Origin of the sequence: Microcoleus sp. N3A4 (assembly GCF_036701805.1) — a bacterium.
Classification (GTDB): domain Bacteria; phylum Cyanobacteriota; class Cyanobacteriia; order Cyanobacteriales; family Microcoleaceae; genus Microcoleus.
Genome location: NZ_JAUBRJ010000078.1, coordinates 23,612 through 37,622 on the forward strand (window position 1 = coordinate 23,612; position 14,011 = coordinate 37,622).

At 45.7% G+C, this 14,011-nt stretch carries 19 protein-coding genes; 11 read left to right on the forward strand and 8 right to left on the reverse strand.

Features of this window, described 5'->3' with window-relative positions; genetic code table 11:
* Positions 1-166: 166 nt before the first annotated feature.
* A complete protein-coding gene (locus QUA56_RS30505) occupies positions 167-475 on the reverse strand; it encodes a carbon dioxide-concentrating mechanism protein CcmK (protein WP_333365857.1) in 309 nt (102 codons plus the stop codon).
* A 52-nt stretch (positions 476-527) separates the two neighbouring features.
* On the opposite strand from QUA56_RS30505, the gene QUA56_RS30510 reads away from it, so the two are divergent.
* Positions 528-680, forward strand: coding sequence for a hypothetical protein (locus tag QUA56_RS30510; RefSeq protein WP_333365861.1), 153 nt, complete (start codon positions 528-530; stop codon positions 678-680).
* Between the two features lie 18 nt (positions 681-698).
* Here QUA56_RS30510 and QUA56_RS30515 read toward each other — a convergent pair whose 3' ends face one another.
* Positions 699-1,016: a DUF3067 family protein gene (locus QUA56_RS30515; protein ID WP_333365864.1), complete on the reverse strand. Its 318-nt coding sequence runs from the start codon at positions 1,014-1,016 to the stop codon at positions 699-701.
* Between the two features lie 217 nt (positions 1,017-1,233).
* On the opposite strand from QUA56_RS30515, the gene petC reads away from it, so the two are divergent.
* The 6 genes from petC (at position 1,234) to QUA56_RS30545 (ending at position 6,330) form a co-directional block, all read left to right on the forward strand.
* Positions 1,234-1,776, forward strand: coding sequence for a cytochrome b6-f complex iron-sulfur subunit (gene petC, locus QUA56_RS30520; RefSeq protein WP_333365868.1), 543 nt, complete (start codon positions 1,234-1,236; stop codon positions 1,774-1,776).
* Between the two features lie 243 nt (positions 1,777-2,019).
* Positions 2,020-3,009, forward strand: coding sequence for a cytochrome f (gene petA, locus QUA56_RS30525; protein WP_333365871.1), 990 nt, complete (start codon positions 2,020-2,022; stop codon positions 3,007-3,009).
* Between the two features lie 73 nt (positions 3,010-3,082).
* Positions 3,083-3,934, forward strand: coding sequence for an alpha/beta fold hydrolase (locus tag QUA56_RS30530; RefSeq protein ID WP_333365874.1), 852 nt, complete (start codon positions 3,083-3,085; stop codon positions 3,932-3,934).
* Between the two features lie 111 nt (positions 3,935-4,045).
* Positions 4,046-4,489, forward strand: a complete 444-nt coding sequence (gene psbQ, locus QUA56_RS30535) for a photosystem II protein PsbQ (RefSeq protein WP_333365877.1) — start codon at positions 4,046-4,048, stop codon at positions 4,487-4,489.
* Between the two features lie 180 nt (positions 4,490-4,669).
* Entirely contained in the window at positions 4,670-5,797 is a 1,128-nt protein-coding gene (locus QUA56_RS30540) for an FAD-dependent oxidoreductase (protein WP_333365880.1), read from the forward strand.
* Between the two features lie 242 nt (positions 5,798-6,039).
* Complete coding sequence (locus QUA56_RS30545; protein WP_333365883.1) at positions 6,040-6,330, forward strand: hypothetical protein; 291 nt, start codon at positions 6,040-6,042, stop codon at positions 6,328-6,330.
* A 202-nt stretch (positions 6,331-6,532) separates the two neighbouring features.
* Here the strand turns inward: QUA56_RS30545 and QUA56_RS30550 are convergent, their stop codons facing one another.
* From QUA56_RS30550 to QUA56_RS30565, 4 genes are all read right to left on the reverse strand, one after another.
* Positions 6,533-6,880, reverse strand: coding sequence for a hypothetical protein (locus QUA56_RS30550; protein WP_333365886.1), 348 nt, complete (start codon positions 6,878-6,880; stop codon positions 6,533-6,535).
* The gene (locus QUA56_RS30555; protein WP_333365889.1) at positions 6,868-7,098 is read right to left on the reverse strand and encodes a hypothetical protein; all 231 of its coding nucleotides are present in this window, start codon (positions 7,096-7,098) and stop codon (positions 6,868-6,870) included. The genes QUA56_RS30550 and QUA56_RS30555 overlap by 13 nt, the downstream gene beginning before the upstream one ends.
* A 27-nt stretch (positions 7,099-7,125) precedes the next feature.
* Complete coding sequence (locus tag QUA56_RS30560) at positions 7,126-7,542, reverse strand: NUDIX hydrolase (protein ID WP_333365892.1); 417 nt, start codon at positions 7,540-7,542, stop codon at positions 7,126-7,128.
* A 288-nt stretch (positions 7,543-7,830) separates the two neighbouring features.
* On the reverse strand, positions 7,831-10,461 hold the full coding sequence (locus QUA56_RS30565) for a M1 family metallopeptidase (protein WP_333365895.1): 2,631 nt from the start codon (positions 10,459-10,461) through the stop codon (positions 7,831-7,833).
* Between the two features lie 224 nt (positions 10,462-10,685).
* Here QUA56_RS30565 and QUA56_RS30570 point away from each other — a divergent pair, with 224 nt between their 5' ends.
* The 3 genes from QUA56_RS30570 to QUA56_RS30580 all read left to right on the forward strand — a co-directional run bounded on the left by QUA56_RS30570 (position 10,686) and on the right by QUA56_RS30580 (position 12,424).
* Positions 10,686-11,768, forward strand: a complete 1,083-nt coding sequence (locus QUA56_RS30570; protein WP_333365898.1) for a class I fructose-bisphosphate aldolase — start codon at positions 10,686-10,688, stop codon at positions 11,766-11,768.
* A 204-nt stretch (positions 11,769-11,972) separates the two neighbouring features.
* Positions 11,973-12,128 (forward strand): hypothetical protein, encoded by a 156-nt coding sequence (locus QUA56_RS30575; protein WP_333365911.1) that lies wholly within the window; start codon positions 11,973-11,975, stop codon positions 12,126-12,128.
* Positions 12,129-12,199: 71 nt separating this feature from the next.
* Positions 12,200-12,424: a hypothetical protein gene (locus QUA56_RS30580; RefSeq protein WP_333365901.1), complete on the forward strand. Its 225-nt coding sequence runs from the start codon at positions 12,200-12,202 to the stop codon at positions 12,422-12,424.
* Between the two features lie 61 nt (positions 12,425-12,485).
* Here QUA56_RS30580 and QUA56_RS30585 read toward each other — a convergent pair whose 3' ends face one another.
* Positions 12,486-12,812: an antibiotic biosynthesis monooxygenase gene (locus tag QUA56_RS30585; RefSeq protein WP_333365903.1), complete on the reverse strand. Its 327-nt coding sequence runs from the start codon at positions 12,810-12,812 to the stop codon at positions 12,486-12,488.
* Between the two features lie 454 nt (positions 12,813-13,266).
* Between QUA56_RS30585 and QUA56_RS30590 the strand changes: the two genes are divergently transcribed.
* Positions 13,267-13,734: a response regulator gene (locus QUA56_RS30590; RefSeq protein WP_333365906.1), complete on the forward strand. Its 468-nt coding sequence runs from the start codon at positions 13,267-13,269 to the stop codon at positions 13,732-13,734.
* Positions 13,735-13,780: 46 nt separating this feature from the next.
* Here the strand turns inward: QUA56_RS30590 and QUA56_RS30595 are convergent.
* The coding region (locus QUA56_RS30595) for a zinc ribbon domain-containing protein (RefSeq protein WP_333365908.1) at positions 13,781-14,011 on the reverse strand (231 nt) is incomplete at its 5' end.

Genomic DNA, 14,011 nt, shown 5'->3' on the forward strand with positions numbered 1-14,011 from the left:
ATTTTTAATGAGTCCTATAAATATTTTCCGCCTGATGGTAATTTGTTGCTGAGTATTGGGCGAGCGCTCAATTTTAAGGTTGATAAAAAATATAGAGACGCGATCGCCCGCGTCTCTACACTCATAAATGTTAAAATTCTACATCAAAGTTTTGCTAAAACCTTAACTACATTCGGAACTGTTCTACTTCGGGAGTGTAGCCGATCGGCAAAACGTAATCTAGATTCTCATGAGGACGAGCAATGATGTGATACGATAGCAACTTTCCGCCATCGACCTTTTTAACAGATTCAATTCCAGCAGCAACGGCTGCTTGCACTTCAGAAATATCTCCTCGAACTATAACTGTCCAGTAGGCGCGGGTTATTTTTTCATAGCGAACTAAAGTAACGCGGGCTGCTTTTACCATTGAGTCCGCAACTTCTACGGCAGAGGGAAGTCCTAAGACTTCAACCATTCCAACTGCAACACCCATTACACTGTTCTCCTAAATTTCACGGGATATGCGCTCATTGTATGTGAAATTGATGCTGATTTTATCTCTCAGATTTTGGCACTGGGCGCTGTCGCGGCGGCTGGGCAACGGGAGATCGCGCGGTTCGATCGAAATATCCTCGATCGCACTACAATTCTGTGACTGCTCTGGGCTGTCTCGATCGCTGATGGCTAATGACTGCTGACTGCTACTAATAACTTATTCAAAACTCGTCTAACAGCCACTCCGAGGCTCTTTCCCCCAAATCCAGGGGGACGCTGACAGCTTTACCCAAGCGGGGGCGATCGCGGGTAGTGGCGATATACTCTCTCACCTGTGCCGCGCTGCCCCAGCCGTTGAGATAATTGGCCACTACGTCCAAATGCTCGAAATAATCAGCCTCCGTCATCGGAAAAGACGCCTGTTCTAGATATTTCCACATAACTTGCACAAAAATCTTGCCCCGCGTCCGCCGCAATCTGATATCGTAAGATTTTCCCCATTTCTCTAGCAATAGCTGGTGTAAATCCTGACCCGTCATGGTGGCTCCTGAGTTAATTCCTTAAACAATAAAAGACAAAGTTCAAAAAATGTAATAATACTCTAATAAAAGCTGGAAGGCGCATTCTTAAAAGGAATTTTCGCTGCCTCAACAAGAGTGAAAGCAGATTAACCGCAATTATTCCTGTTGTCTGCACGTAACAGATTCACAGCTACAGCTCACAAACAAACGTAACTTAAAACCGTAAAGGCAGGTCATGGCTCAATCTTCTGCTGGAAATCCCGATGTCCCCGATATGGGGCGTCGCCAATTTATGAATTTGCTGACGTTCGGTACAGTCACAGGTGTGGCACTGGGCGCACTCTATCCCGTTGTCCAGTATTTTGTTCCTCCGTCGAGTGGGGCAGTTGGCGGCGGGGTGACAGCTAAAGATGCCTTGGGCAACGACATCATCGTTAGCGAATATTTGGCTTCGCACCCTGCGGGCGATCGCACCTTAGCCCAAGGTCTCAAAGGCGACCCCACTTATCTTGTGGTGAAAGAAGACTTATCTCTCGCCGAATACGGCATCAATGCAGTCTGCACTCACTTGGGTTGCGTCGTGCCTTGGAATGTTAGCGAAAACAAGTTTATCTGTCCTTGCCACGGTTCTCAATACAACAATGAGGGCAAAGTGGTGCGCGGCCCCGCGCCTTTGTCTCTGGCGCTGGCCCACGCCACTGTCGTAGATGACAAGATCGCTTTTACAACTTGGAAAGAAACTGATTTCCGCACAGGCGAAGAACCTTGGTGGTCATAGTTATTAGTCATTAGTCAGCAGTCAGCAGTTAGTAGCCAGTCGTTAGTGGTTAGTAGTTAGTAGTTAGTGGTTAGTAGTTAGTGGTTAGTTCCAATAACCAATAACAAGTAACCAATAACAAGTAACCAATAACCAATAACCAATAACCAATGACCAATGACCAATGACCAATGACCAATGACCAATGACCAATGACCAATGACCAATGACTAAATTGTCTGACCTTTGAGATTGAATACTCTGATGCCACAAACTAATTTATCTGCGATTTTTCGTCGCAGTGTCAGGACGATCGCCAAAACTGCTGTAGTGGCGATCGCAGCCGCAGCATTTTTCCTCACCAGCGACATCGCACTTCCCCAAGCAGCATTCGCCTATCCTTTCTGGGCTCAGCAAACAGCACCCGCTACTCCCCGCGAAGCAACAGGTCGCATTGTTTGCGCTAACTGTCACTTGGGCGCAAAACCCACCGAAGTAGAAGTACCGCAATCTGTTTTGCCAGATACGGTGTTTGAAGCTATTGTCAAAGTTCCCTACGATACTAACGTTCAACAAGTTGTCGGCGACGGCAGCAAAGGCGGCTTGAATGTAGGCGCTGTAGTGATGTTGCCCGAGGGTTTCAAAATTGCTCCTGCTGACAGAATTCCCGAAGAAATGAAGGAAAAAGTCGGCGATCTTTACTTCCAACCTTACAGCGAAACCCAAGAAAATATTGTTTTAGTCGGCCCGCTGCCAGGGGAACAATACAAAGAATTGGTATTCCCAGTTTTGTCGCCGAATCCAGAAACGGACAAATCCGTTCACTACGGCAAATACCAAATTTTTGTCGGCGGCAATCGCGGTCGCGGTCAGGTTTATCCTACCGGTGCCAAGAGCAACAATACTGTTTATAATGCTTCTGTAGCTGGCAGCATTTCTAAGATTGCCACACCTGAAGATGGCGGTTATGAAGTGACAATTCAACCGGCAGAAGGTGCAGCGGTTGTTGATACGATTCCTGCAGGCCCAGAACTGATTGTTTCTGAAGGACAAACAGTTGCAGCCGGCGAACTTTTGACGAACAATCCTAATGTGGGCGGCTTCGGTCAAAAAGATGTTGAGATAGTGCTGCAAAGTGCTACTCGCATTCAAGGATTGATCGCTTTCGTGGCTTTGACCATGTTGGCTCAAATTATGCTGGTTCTCAAGAAGAAACAGGTCGAGAAAGTTCAAGCTGCTGAAATGAATTTCTAGGCGCAGCCGTAACTAGATGTTAAGTAAGGTGCGCCCAGCGCACCTTATTGTTTGATAAATAACAGATAAAATAATGTCAATTGATGAGAAAGTAATTGAAGTCGGGCCGCTGCAATGGTTTTATCGAGAAACTAATCCGGTTAACGAATCTGATAAGCCTCCGGTGCTGCTACTGCACGGTTTGCCCTCCCAAAGTTTTACCTGGACTGTAATTATGCCGGATTTGGCGGCAAGCGGATTTAGATCGATCGCCCCAGATTGGGTGGGTTACGGGCGATCGACAAAACCGGACAAGCGCGACTTTGCCTATACTCCCGATGCTTTTGTTGACGCCCTCGCTGGCTTTATTCAAGCTATAGAATTAGACCGATTTTCCCTCGTTGTCCAAGGATTTTTAGCTTCAGCCGGCATTCAATACGCTTTGCGAAATCCCGATAAAATTGAGCGTCTAGCCATCATAAATACACCAGTTTCAGCAGATATAAAATTGCCGTGGAAAATGCAGCAGTTGGGGCTGCCTTTTATTGGCGACATGATGACGCAAGACCCGCTTTTGGTTGACAGAACTCTCGAAGGCGGCAGCCGCAAGACGATATCAGACAAGGATTTAGATGTTTACCGCCGCCCGTTTTTGAAGAGTTCGGATGCAGGTCGATCGCTGATGAATACTGTCCGCAATATTCAATTGCCGCAGTCAATGGCAGAAATTGAATCCGGCTGGAAAGCATGGACTCGACCAACTTTATTTGTCTGGGGTTTGACAGATCCTTGGCTGAGTGTTGAACCAGTTCAAAAGCTAGTGGGTTCCCTGCAAAATGCAGAGTTAGTCACACTGGAACAAGCGGGGCATTATCCTCAAGAACATTGGTCAGAAAAAGTTGGCGATGCTCTGATAACTTTTCTGCGCCGCCAGGAGGTAAAATAATATTTTGTACGTAACTCTCGGTGCTAGGTCAGCGAAGCAAAGCCTCGCCGATCTGCATTCCCAGGCAGAGCCTGAGAACGAGAAATCTAAAATCTAAAATCTAAAATCGATATGACTCGTCCCCGTTCATTTTTTGCCTTGATGATGGCGTTTTTGATGGCATTTCTGGTCAGTTGCAGCAGTGTCGAAGCAAAAATTCCAACGACTTACACAGCAGCCCAAATCCAGCAAATTGAGCGCTATGTTCCTACCCTGACAGAGTTCCGATCGCGAATGGACAACCTGGGAACCCTAATTCAAAAGCGAAATTGGGTTGATACCAAAACTTACATTCACGGGCCTCTAGGCGACTTGCGGAACACCATGAAAACCGTCTCTGCGAGTTTGTTGCCTAAGTCTCAACAACAAGCTGTTGATTTGACCAAGAGTTTGTTTGCCGATTTGGTTGACATCGATCTTGCTGCTAAAAACCTTGACTATGCAAAAGTCACGGCCAGCTATCAAAAAGCGGTGAATGATTTCGATAGCTTCTTGCAGCTAATTCCTAAAGCTTAATTAGCCTTAACTGACATCTTGTATCATTGTCAAGAACAGGCAAGATGCCTCTTCCACAAAGAAAGAATCAGTTTTCTTGTGGGGCGGGCATCTTGCCCGCCCGAAAAAGGCTTATACGGGCAGAACCTAGGAAGCAGTTAATCTAAAATCTAAAATCTAAAATCTAAAATCTAAAATTGAATGGTTCGCGTTGCAATTATTGGTTGCGGTATTATTGGGGCGTCGATCGCCTTTGAACTAAGTCAATTTCCCGAACTGAAAGTTACTGTGTTCGACAAACAGCCGCCGGCACAAGGTTCTACTGGCGCTGCACTAGGCGTTTTGATGGGAGTTATCAGCCACAAAACTAAGGGCAGAAATTGGCAGTTGAGGGAAACTAGCCTTCAGCGCTACGAAACTTTGATTCCTGAATTGGAAGCAGTTACGGGACGGAAAATTCCTTTTAACAAACAGGGAATTTTAATGCTTTGTTCGGAGGGAGAGGATTTAAGTAAGTGGGAAAAGTTGGTAGCAACTCGCGAGTCTCAAGGTTGGAAATTAGAAATTTGGGATGTGGAACGAGTGCGCGATCGCTGCCCTCATCTCTATTTAAACGATCAGATTATTGCTGCGATTTATTCACCTCAAGACCGGCAAGTCGATCCGACAGCGCTAACTTTGGCTTTGGTTGATGCTGCTGAACGAAATGGGGTGATTTTTGAATTTGGGGTGGAAGTTGAAGGAATTACTCAGTTGAATTCTCAGGTGTCTGAGATTCAACTCCCATCTTCCATTGCTGTCAATAAGTCTCGTGGAACAGGCATCTTGCCTGTTATTGAAAATTTCGATCGACTAATTGTGGCGGCTGGTTTGGGTTCTGCTGCTGTGACTGCATCGTTAAATCAATTGGTTGACATTCGCCCGGTGTTGGGACAAGCGCTGCATTTGCGATCGCCCAATCCTTTAGGAAACCCAGATTTTAGGCCGGTAATTACGTGCGATGACGTTCACATTGTGCCTTTGGAAAATCAGGAATATTGGGTGGGGGCGACGGTTGAGTTTTCAGAAAATGGCGGGGAAATTCAGGCAAATGCTGATATCTTGGAGCAAGTTATGGCAAGGGCGATCGCACTTTGTCCGGCCTTAGCAGAAGCTACAATAATCAGGAAATGGTCTGGATTGCGCCCGCGGCCGGAAGGACGACCGGCCCCAATTATCGAGACGCTTCCCGGTAACGATCGCGTTCTCATCGCCAGCGGCCACTATCGCAACGGTGTTCTGCTGGCCCCTGCAACCGCGCGATCGATTCGAGAAATGATTTTGCAATAATTAACAAACGTTAATAAAATCAAGATAGCGATTCATATCTTACATCTAAATATGTCCGACAAACCTTTAGGTAAACCCGCTCTTTGTGGCGAGTAATTTTGCTATCGGCAGTCAGTTTGCTGCTATATTACGGATGGTACAAATGGATTATTCAAGAAGAATTGCGCCGCTAGAACGGCAGCGGTTGGTCTGGAACCCTTTGCTTGCTTCCCTTTGTTTTAGGAGTAGCCGTTCCCTAAGCTTTGCGGATATTCGACCCTGACGTTCCCGGATGGTTTGGTTGGTTTTCCTTGCTTGGTATTGCTTGGATTTACATCGTGCAGTTCAAACTTTACAAGACAGTGAACGAATTGTACCGCCAAGAAGGAATCAAAGAACCGCTAACAGTTTGGTGGGTTTTTGTAGCAGGTTTAAATTTAATTGTCAGTTGGCGGCAAATTCACTGTTTGAGCCTGTTTTGGGCGAAAAAACAGGGAATTGAAGTTAAGGATAACTTCGCCGAAAGCATTCCTTTCCTCTCAGCTAACGCTTAAATATAGCGGTTCTCAGAAAGATGAGGTACGTTGTTGGGCTTCAGCCCTCTTAAGTAGTAGGACACAATTAATTACACAAAACTATGGGCTACAAGCCTTGTCTAGCAAAGAATCAGTGTGTAATTAATTCTGTCCATTTACTTAGTCTGGGTGGTTATGTAAGCTGTCAGTCATACCTCATCTTTTTGAGAAAGGCTATAAATTAAGCTCCAATCGCTTGGCGCTGGGAGTAAATTTCTTCTATAAGCAGGTCACGCAATTCATCAGCAATGTCGGTGGGAGGATTGCCTGCGAGGGCACGTCCAATCAGCGGTTCAGCTTCCCGGAGTTGGGAACACTCAATGCCAAGTACGGCGGCGCTGCGATGCAGTACAGAACGAGTGGGTTCAAAATCCCATTCGTTTGCTACTAAATCCGCTGCCGCCCGTTCTTTCGCAAAGGCGGCTCTGGTGAGTGCAGTCACTTGCTCGATATCACCGCACTGACGGGCGAGAACTGCTCGATCGACCAGTTCCATTGCTTCGTGGTGAAGGGCTTCTACGGTCTGCATTTTTTGACGATCCGTGCTTTGGGAGTACCGAACTCAACTACAGACACGTAACCAGGAGCTACGTCATCTGAAGGGCGGATTTGTTCTAATTTTATGTTAACTCTGGCTTGGATAATGCTGTCAGAACCTTTACGAATCCCGGAGACTTCTAAGCGGGCTTTGCGCTGAAATAGCGTGCCTGGGTCTTCGAGCGAGCCAAGCCAAAAGTCGAAACCCAAGCCTTTGCCTTTGACAGAGCGTTCGATTCACCAGAACCGATTCGGCAAATCCGCTAAAATGAGTTTGAGTTCCGGTTCGTTAACCCGCTTAATTGCTTTAGGAATACTTACCCACTCCCGCTTTCTCTTGCTAGCTTCCGGCCAAATTTCGAGAACTGCTTGCACTTGCATTAAAAATACTCCTACCTGACAAGTACAGCCGGACTTTTGATACTCGTAAGTTCCCAGCAAATTCGGGAACACTTTACCCAACAAACCTGCTTCTTCCCAAGCTTCCTTGGCAGCGGAATCTTGGGGAGTCATATCAGGTTCAATTAATCCTTTCGGAATCACCCAGCGCTTGCTAGCAGAAGAAGTAATCAGCATTACTTCAATTTGTCCGTCTTGAATGCGATAGGGAATTACCCCCGATTGAGCGACCAGTAAAGCGATTTTTATACTCATGATTTCTGCAATATTTTGGGCTGCAAAAGCTGCTGCAACCTCATGAACTGTTGACAACTAAAAAATAAAAACTGCACGCCTAATTCTAAATAATTCCCCAGTTGAGACAACAATAAAGTGGAGAAGAGAGATAGTTGGCTTTTCCCCTCTGTGAAAAGTAGCAAATTTAAATCCACTCCCACTGAATAATAATATTATTGTAATAACCGCGCACAATCCTCTACCGAAACGCAGATAAAAGCCGATCGCCAATATCTGCCTCGATCTGCGCCGGTATGGGGTTTACACCTAATCTTTCTTCGCCTTAGCCTCCAAATTTTCCATACGACTCTTCAAATCTTGATTTTCCTTTTTCACCTGGTCTAATTCCTCCCGCAACTGCTTTACCGCTGCATCAGAACCAGCATTTTTCTGCACTCTTTGCACAGCTTCATCAGCCATGCGGCGGACGCGGCCGTCGGGAGTTTGGTCAGCTAAAGAACCCAAAATGCGAATTGCTTTGCGAGTTTGCATTTGTCCTAATCCCGCTACTACAGAGACTTGAGTCAAGAAAAACGTCTCTTTAGATAATTCTGCCAATCGCTGCAAAATCCGTTCTAAATTGACCTTGGTTTGACCAGTCGAAATTGCGCCCAAAGAGCGAATTGCAGTTAAGCGCAAAGCTTGCGGAGTACCCGCAGCAGTGTATTTCAAAATCAGATTCAGCGCATCTTCAGAAGTTTTCATTTGCGCCAAACCGGAAATAGCACCCGATCGCACAACCTCATTCCAGCCCTGACGCTCTTTCAGCACCAATTTTAACTCTTTTAGTACCTGTTCGTCGGTCGGTTTTTCGTCGGAATTAGCCCTGGGAATGGAACCTATAGCAGTCGCAGCAGCAGCTTCTACATAATAGCTGTCGTCGCCTTTTTCGACGATCGATCTCAGCGCTTTATAAGTTTCGTGAGTTTTGATTTGACCCAGCGCATTCACTACCGCGCGGCGAACCCTAGCATCTTTATCTTTCAAACCACTTACTAAACCTTCAAAAGCTTGGTCGAGTTTAATTTCTACCAATTGGCCGGCAACTTCTGCGCGCACCCCCCAGAACGGCTCTTTTTTGAGAACTTCTGACAGCGTTTTCACAGCTTCCAATCCTCCCTTTTTCGCCAAAGCTTTAGCCGCGTAAATCCGGGAAACCGGGTCAGGATCGAACTGCAACTGAGCTTTTAGTTCGGCAATTCCATACTCTAAAACAACTGTTTTTAAGTATTTATTGCCGACATCGAAACTGATAAATGCAGGCTTCTCTTCTAGGGGGAAATAGAAGCTTTGCTCGCGTTCGTATACTCGAACTGTGAAAGTTTTTAGGTTAGCAGTAGAACCTGCATAACCGTCATATTCTGCATCTTTTTCCGGCTTGTAACCGAAGCCGATCGGAATTTTCAGGTCAAAGACATCTTTGCTGTTGCCGTTGTCATTTTTGCTATCTTTTACCTGAGTTTGGGTAACAGTCACTTTGGCTAATTTGCTGTCCCCATCCCAGGAATAAGCAACCTTATAATCTGGATGACCGCCGCGATAAACGTACTGGTCAAACAAAAACATCAGATTCCGGCCGGTAGCCTTTTCTATCGCCCTGAGCAAATCGATCGTTTCCACAGTTTTGTGAGCGTTATCCCGCACAAAAGTGTGAATTGCTTTGTAAAATAATTCGTCGCCCAACTCGGCGCGAATCATGTGATAAACGCAAGCACCTTTTTCGTACAAATGGCGATCGTACAATTCAATAGCTTCGCGGTAAACGTGAGTGACAATGGGGCGGCGGTAGCGGGAACTATCTTCAGCTAAATAATTGCGGGCTTCATTTAACATATAGTAAGCCGCGTCTTCTTTCCCGTATTCTTTGTCAGTCCACAGCACCTCGGAATAAGAAGCCATGCCTTCTTTCAGCCAAGCATGAGACCAATGTTTAATTACTACTAAATCACCGAACCACTGGTGAGCTAATTCGTGGGCGACTAAGCTTTCAGTGCCGCGATTGTCGAGACTTGCGCGTTCGTCTAGCAAGCACCTATCTGTTAGCAAAGTTGTCGAAGTATTTTCCATGCCGCCGAAGATGAAATCATCGACGCAGACTTGAGCGTATTTGGGAAAAGGGTAAGGATAGCCAAATGCTTTAGAGAAGAATTCAATCATTTGAGGCGTTTTGCCCATGCTGCGCTTAGCGTCTGCTTCGCGGCTTCTTTCCACGTAATAATTAACTGGTTTGCCGTTCCATTCGTCTTGAATTTCGGCAAAATCTCCAACTGCTAAGGTCATTAAATACGTCGGGTGTACCTGGGTTTGCGACCAGTGATAAATCTTATCGTCGCCGTCGGTTTTTGTGCTAATTAATTCGCCGTTGGAGATGGCAAAGAGTTGTCTCGGAACTTGCACTCGAATTTCCGAAGTAGCGAGTTGTCCGGGATAGTCGAAACAGGGAAACCAGAACCGCGAATCTTCATCTTCGCCCTGAGTCCAGACTTGTGTTGGTTTGTCTGGATAGTGTTTGTCCGGGCCGACGAAATAGAGGCCGCGCTGGGGTTTTTCGACCGAATATTCGATCGCAATTGTAATTGGTTGGTACGCTTCTGTTGGTTCCTGCAGTTGAATTTGCAGCACTTCGCCGTCGCTGTCGAAATTTTGCTCGGTTTCGCCGACTTTTACTGATTTAATATTCAGGTTTACAGCATCTAAGGTTAATTTGTCAATGCCACTGCGGACTGGATTGATGCGGATGCTGCAAGTGCCGCGAAAGCTTTGTTTGGGAATATTCAGCACTAAGTCGAGGAAAATGTGCTCTACTTGACCGGGGCGATCGGGGTTGTAGTGGGGTCTGGCACCGGGCATCTCGAAGGATTTGTGACCGTTTTCAGAATCAAAGTAAGTGTGTGACATTGTGATGGCAAAGTTGTGAGTCGATCGGCGATCGCTGGCAGCGCAGATCCGGCTGAACTGCCAGCTTATTATAGAGTAGCGCGTCCTAGTTGCTGTTGTCGCTAACTTGTTAAAAACTCGATCGATCGTTGAGGGGATGAAACATATGATTTTTTCGCTACAATATCAGCAAGGCTAATGTCTGCAATCATCAGCCTGAAATTGAAATTGAGAGGGAAATCTGCATGACAGCTACACTATCAGTTCCCAGTGCGATCGAATCTTGGCTGGGCGACGAAGCCGAAGACTTGCTCACCCATCAAGCAAAAGTTTCTAAAGATTTATTGCACCTGCCGGGTTCGGATTGGGTCGATCGCATTTTTGCTCAAACCGATCGATCTCCCCAAGTTTTGCGATCGCTTCAGCAACTCTATTCTAGCGGACGCTTGGCAAATACCGGCTATTTATCCATCCTGCCAGTAGACCAAGGAATCGAACACTCGGCGGGCGCTTCTTTTGCACCGAATCCCATCTATTTTGACAGCGAAAACATCATTAAACTAGCAATTTCTGCAGGCTGCAATGCTGTCGCGACAACGCTGGGAGTTTTGGGAAGCGTATCTCGCAAGTACGCGCACAAAATCCCTTTCATTGTCAAGCTCAATCACAACGAATTGCTGACTTATCCCAATCAATACGACCAAATAATGTTTGCTTCTGTGGAACAAGCTTGGAATTTGGGAGCAGTTGCAGTGGGAGCAACAATTTATTTTGGTTCCCCAGAATCGACGCGGCAAATTCAAGAAGTCAGTCAAGCTTTTGCACACGCTCACGAATACGGAATGGCGACAATTTTGTGGTGCTACCTCCGCAACGATATCTTTAAACAAGATAAAGATTATCACGTTGCAGCAGATTTGACCGGGCAAGCAAATCACTTAGGAGTGACAATTCAAGCTGATATTATCAAGCAGAAGTTACCCGAGTGCAATAACGGTTACGAAGCTGTTGCTAAAGCTAGCGGTCACAGTTACGGCAAAACCGACAAGCGGGTTTATTCGGATTTGACAACGGATCACCCGATCGATCTAACTCGCTATCAAGTGCTCAACTGTTATGCGGGAAGGATGGGTTTAATTAACTCCGGGGGTGCTTCGGGGAAAAGCGATTTTGCAGAAGCTATTCGCACCGCAGTAATCAACAAACGCGCTGGCGGCTGCGGCTTAATTTCCGGCCGCAAAACTTTTCAGCATCCCTTTGAGGAAGGGGTAAAGTTGTTCAACGCCATTCAAGACGTTTATCTGTCGCCCGAAATCTCGATCGCCTAAAAATTCACAGCACAGAGATTTGCCTCAATATCACAACCTAAACGTAGGGTGTACAGTGTGCACCCTACGTGATTAAAATTCCTTAATATAAGTTGCAACTTAGCTGTAATATTAATACTAGCTGAACATATAGAGACACACCGTATATAATTTTAAAATTGCCCACAGCCTTATTTTAAATTAAACCTGCGATCAGTTGCACCAATTCCATCCCAGTTTTTAACGGGATGGCATCTCCACGCTTTATTTTTGAACCTTGTGAGTGCTGTCAACACCGATTTAAGCGCGTACCTGCACGACCAATCTCATGAGAAATATTTCACTTTAAGCCCTTTTCAAGTAAGCAGAAAAGAGGCTTAAAAAAGCAACAGGCTGCACGAACAAAAGAGAGTTTTGCCGGCTGCTTGGCGCACTCTTTCGCAGGCTGTAGATTGGAAACACAAGCAATTTGGGAAAATCCGCCGATTTGGTGGCGAATTTCTCTGCTGGATGACACTTTGTTCGATCGCCTAACTCAACTTTGGTTGCAATTGAATTTCGATCGCCCTTGGCATCTGGGCTCGACAAATATATACATTACTAATAGTGTGAGCGAACCGCCATCAAACCAGCCTTATGTGAACTTTTGTACTTACGCCGGCCGAATTGTTCGATAGAGATCCGTCCCGCTGGACGCCGATGGGTATGGGAATGATGCGCCGATTGCAGGATTTTTAATCATTCACTTTTGGGCTGAATTTCACTGACGATTTCATAAACATTACTGTCAGGAATTTTGGCAAACAAAGGCGTCATCTGCTTCAATATTTCCTGATAAGCTTCGCTTTGATTGGCGGCCATTTCTTCTACGCTTTCCCAGAAAATGATGGCAATACCTTTGTCTGTATTGGGTAATTGCAGCAGGTATGCTCCCTTAAAACCTGTGGCATAAGTTGCAACGGCTTTTTCAAAAAGTTGTTCTGCAGCTTCAAATTTTCCTGGTTTAAATTCGCCAATGGCAACGTAGGCAAACTGATGTCTGAGAAAGTCTAGAAATTCTGACATATTCTTTTCCTCAAAAAATCGCGATACACCAAGTTATATTTTACCCGATCGCCCGAAATTTGTGAACTTCTAGCTCTTGTAAGGACACGGCACTGCCGTGTCCTTACAAGGGCTCAGCAAACCGGCGGGTTTATTAGATATTGCACTAAGTGCGATCGCAACTCAAATAAAAACTTTTTGAGTCAGGCGGCTGAAATCTTTCTTAAATAAACTGTTGAATCCAAGATTTAGACTTTCACAATCCTAGGTAGGCTGGAGCGAGTTCGAGCGCTAGTACAAAAGGTAAAGCTGCCGAGCGATCGAATAAGCGTGCGTAGCTGCGATCGCACGCTTTGAAGTAAAAAGTAGCCCGTCAAAAGTGGGTTTTTGCAATAACCCTATTGAAGTTCTTAAAAATCAAATGCCAGAATCATAACATACAAATATAAACAAAGTAAAGAGGAAACTAAAACAAATGAAAAAAATATTAGTCATAGAAGACGACGACTTAATCCGAGAAACCGTATTAGAACTTCTGAAATCGCGAGGTTTTGAAGCTGTCGGCGCCGAAAACGGAGAAGTCGGTATCGAGTTAGCTGCCCAAATTCCCGATTTAATTTTGTCTGATGTCATGATGCCCGAAGTAGACGGTTTAGAAGTTTTCGCCGTTTTGCGATCGCAACCTGCAACCGCCAGCATTCCGTTTATTTTTATGACTGGTTCAGAAATGGAAGGGGTGCTCGAACTCAAAGCAGACGGCTATCTCAAGAAACCTTGCAGCACCGCAAAAATACTCGGGGCGATCGCCAATCAACTAGAAAAACCGACAATTACCAACCCAAAAAATCAAAAAGTACAGGACAATTTTGCACCATCAAATCTCAGCTTGCGGGGCTGGAATCAAAAATTTCGATTTGAGATTGCGTCGCTTTGCTCGCAATAACACGCACATTGACACTCCCCTGCCTAAAGGCGAGGGGATTCTTGGATCAGCCAGTCGATTTGCTCATTGATGTCGCCACCGGCGAGTAGAGATCGGTCTGTCCCCCAGCGTGAATTCCGGTGTGCCCCACCGTATTTAAATGGATTCCTGCACGGGCTTTCAAACCCTTTGCTAAAATATTTCTTCCAGCGTTGTGGTCACGATCTAGTATCGTTCCGCAACCGCAAATATGCGTTCGGGTTGATAAAGTTTTCTTAACAATGTCGCCACAGTTTGA

Excerpts from the sequence above, each read along its gene's own strand:
- QUA56_RS30505 (WP_333365857.1), bottom strand. The coding sequence starts at position 475 with ATGGGTGTTGCAGTTGGAATGGTTGAAGTCTTAGGACTTCCCTCTGCC.
- QUA56_RS30510 (WP_333365861.1), top strand. The coding sequence starts at position 528 with ATGCTGATTTTATCTCTCAGATTTTGGCACTGGGCGCTGTCGCGGCGG.
- QUA56_RS30515 (WP_333365864.1), bottom strand. The coding sequence starts at position 1,016 with ATGACGGGTCAGGATTTACACCAGCTATTGCTAGAGAAATGGGGAAAA.
- petC (WP_333365868.1), top strand. The coding sequence starts at position 1,234 with ATGGCTCAATCTTCTGCTGGAAATCCCGATGTCCCCGATATGGGGCGT.
- petA (WP_333365871.1), top strand. The coding sequence starts at position 2,020 with ATGCCACAAACTAATTTATCTGCGATTTTTCGTCGCAGTGTCAGGACG.
- QUA56_RS30530 (WP_333365874.1), top strand. The coding sequence starts at position 3,083 with ATGTCAATTGATGAGAAAGTAATTGAAGTCGGGCCGCTGCAATGGTTT.
- psbQ (WP_333365877.1), top strand. The coding sequence starts at position 4,046 with ATGACTCGTCCCCGTTCATTTTTTGCCTTGATGATGGCGTTTTTGATG.
- QUA56_RS30540 (WP_333365880.1), top strand. The coding sequence starts at position 4,670 with ATGGTTCGCGTTGCAATTATTGGTTGCGGTATTATTGGGGCGTCGATC.
- QUA56_RS30550 (WP_333365886.1), bottom strand. The coding sequence starts at position 6,880 with ATGCAGACCGTAGAAGCCCTTCACCACGAAGCAATGGAACTGGTCGAT.
- QUA56_RS30560 (WP_333365892.1), bottom strand. The coding sequence starts at position 7,542 with ATGAGTATAAAAATCGCTTTACTGGTCGCTCAATCGGGGGTAATTCCC.
- QUA56_RS30565 (WP_333365895.1), bottom strand. The coding sequence starts at position 10,461 with ATGTCACACACTTACTTTGATTCTGAAAACGGTCACAAATCCTTCGAG.
- QUA56_RS30570 (WP_333365898.1), top strand. The coding sequence starts at position 10,686 with ATGACAGCTACACTATCAGTTCCCAGTGCGATCGAATCTTGGCTGGGC.
- QUA56_RS30585 (WP_333365903.1), bottom strand. The coding sequence starts at position 12,812 with ATGTCAGAATTTCTAGACTTTCTCAGACATCAGTTTGCCTACGTTGCC.
- QUA56_RS30590 (WP_333365906.1), top strand. The coding sequence starts at position 13,267 with ATGAAAAAAATATTAGTCATAGAAGACGACGACTTAATCCGAGAAACC.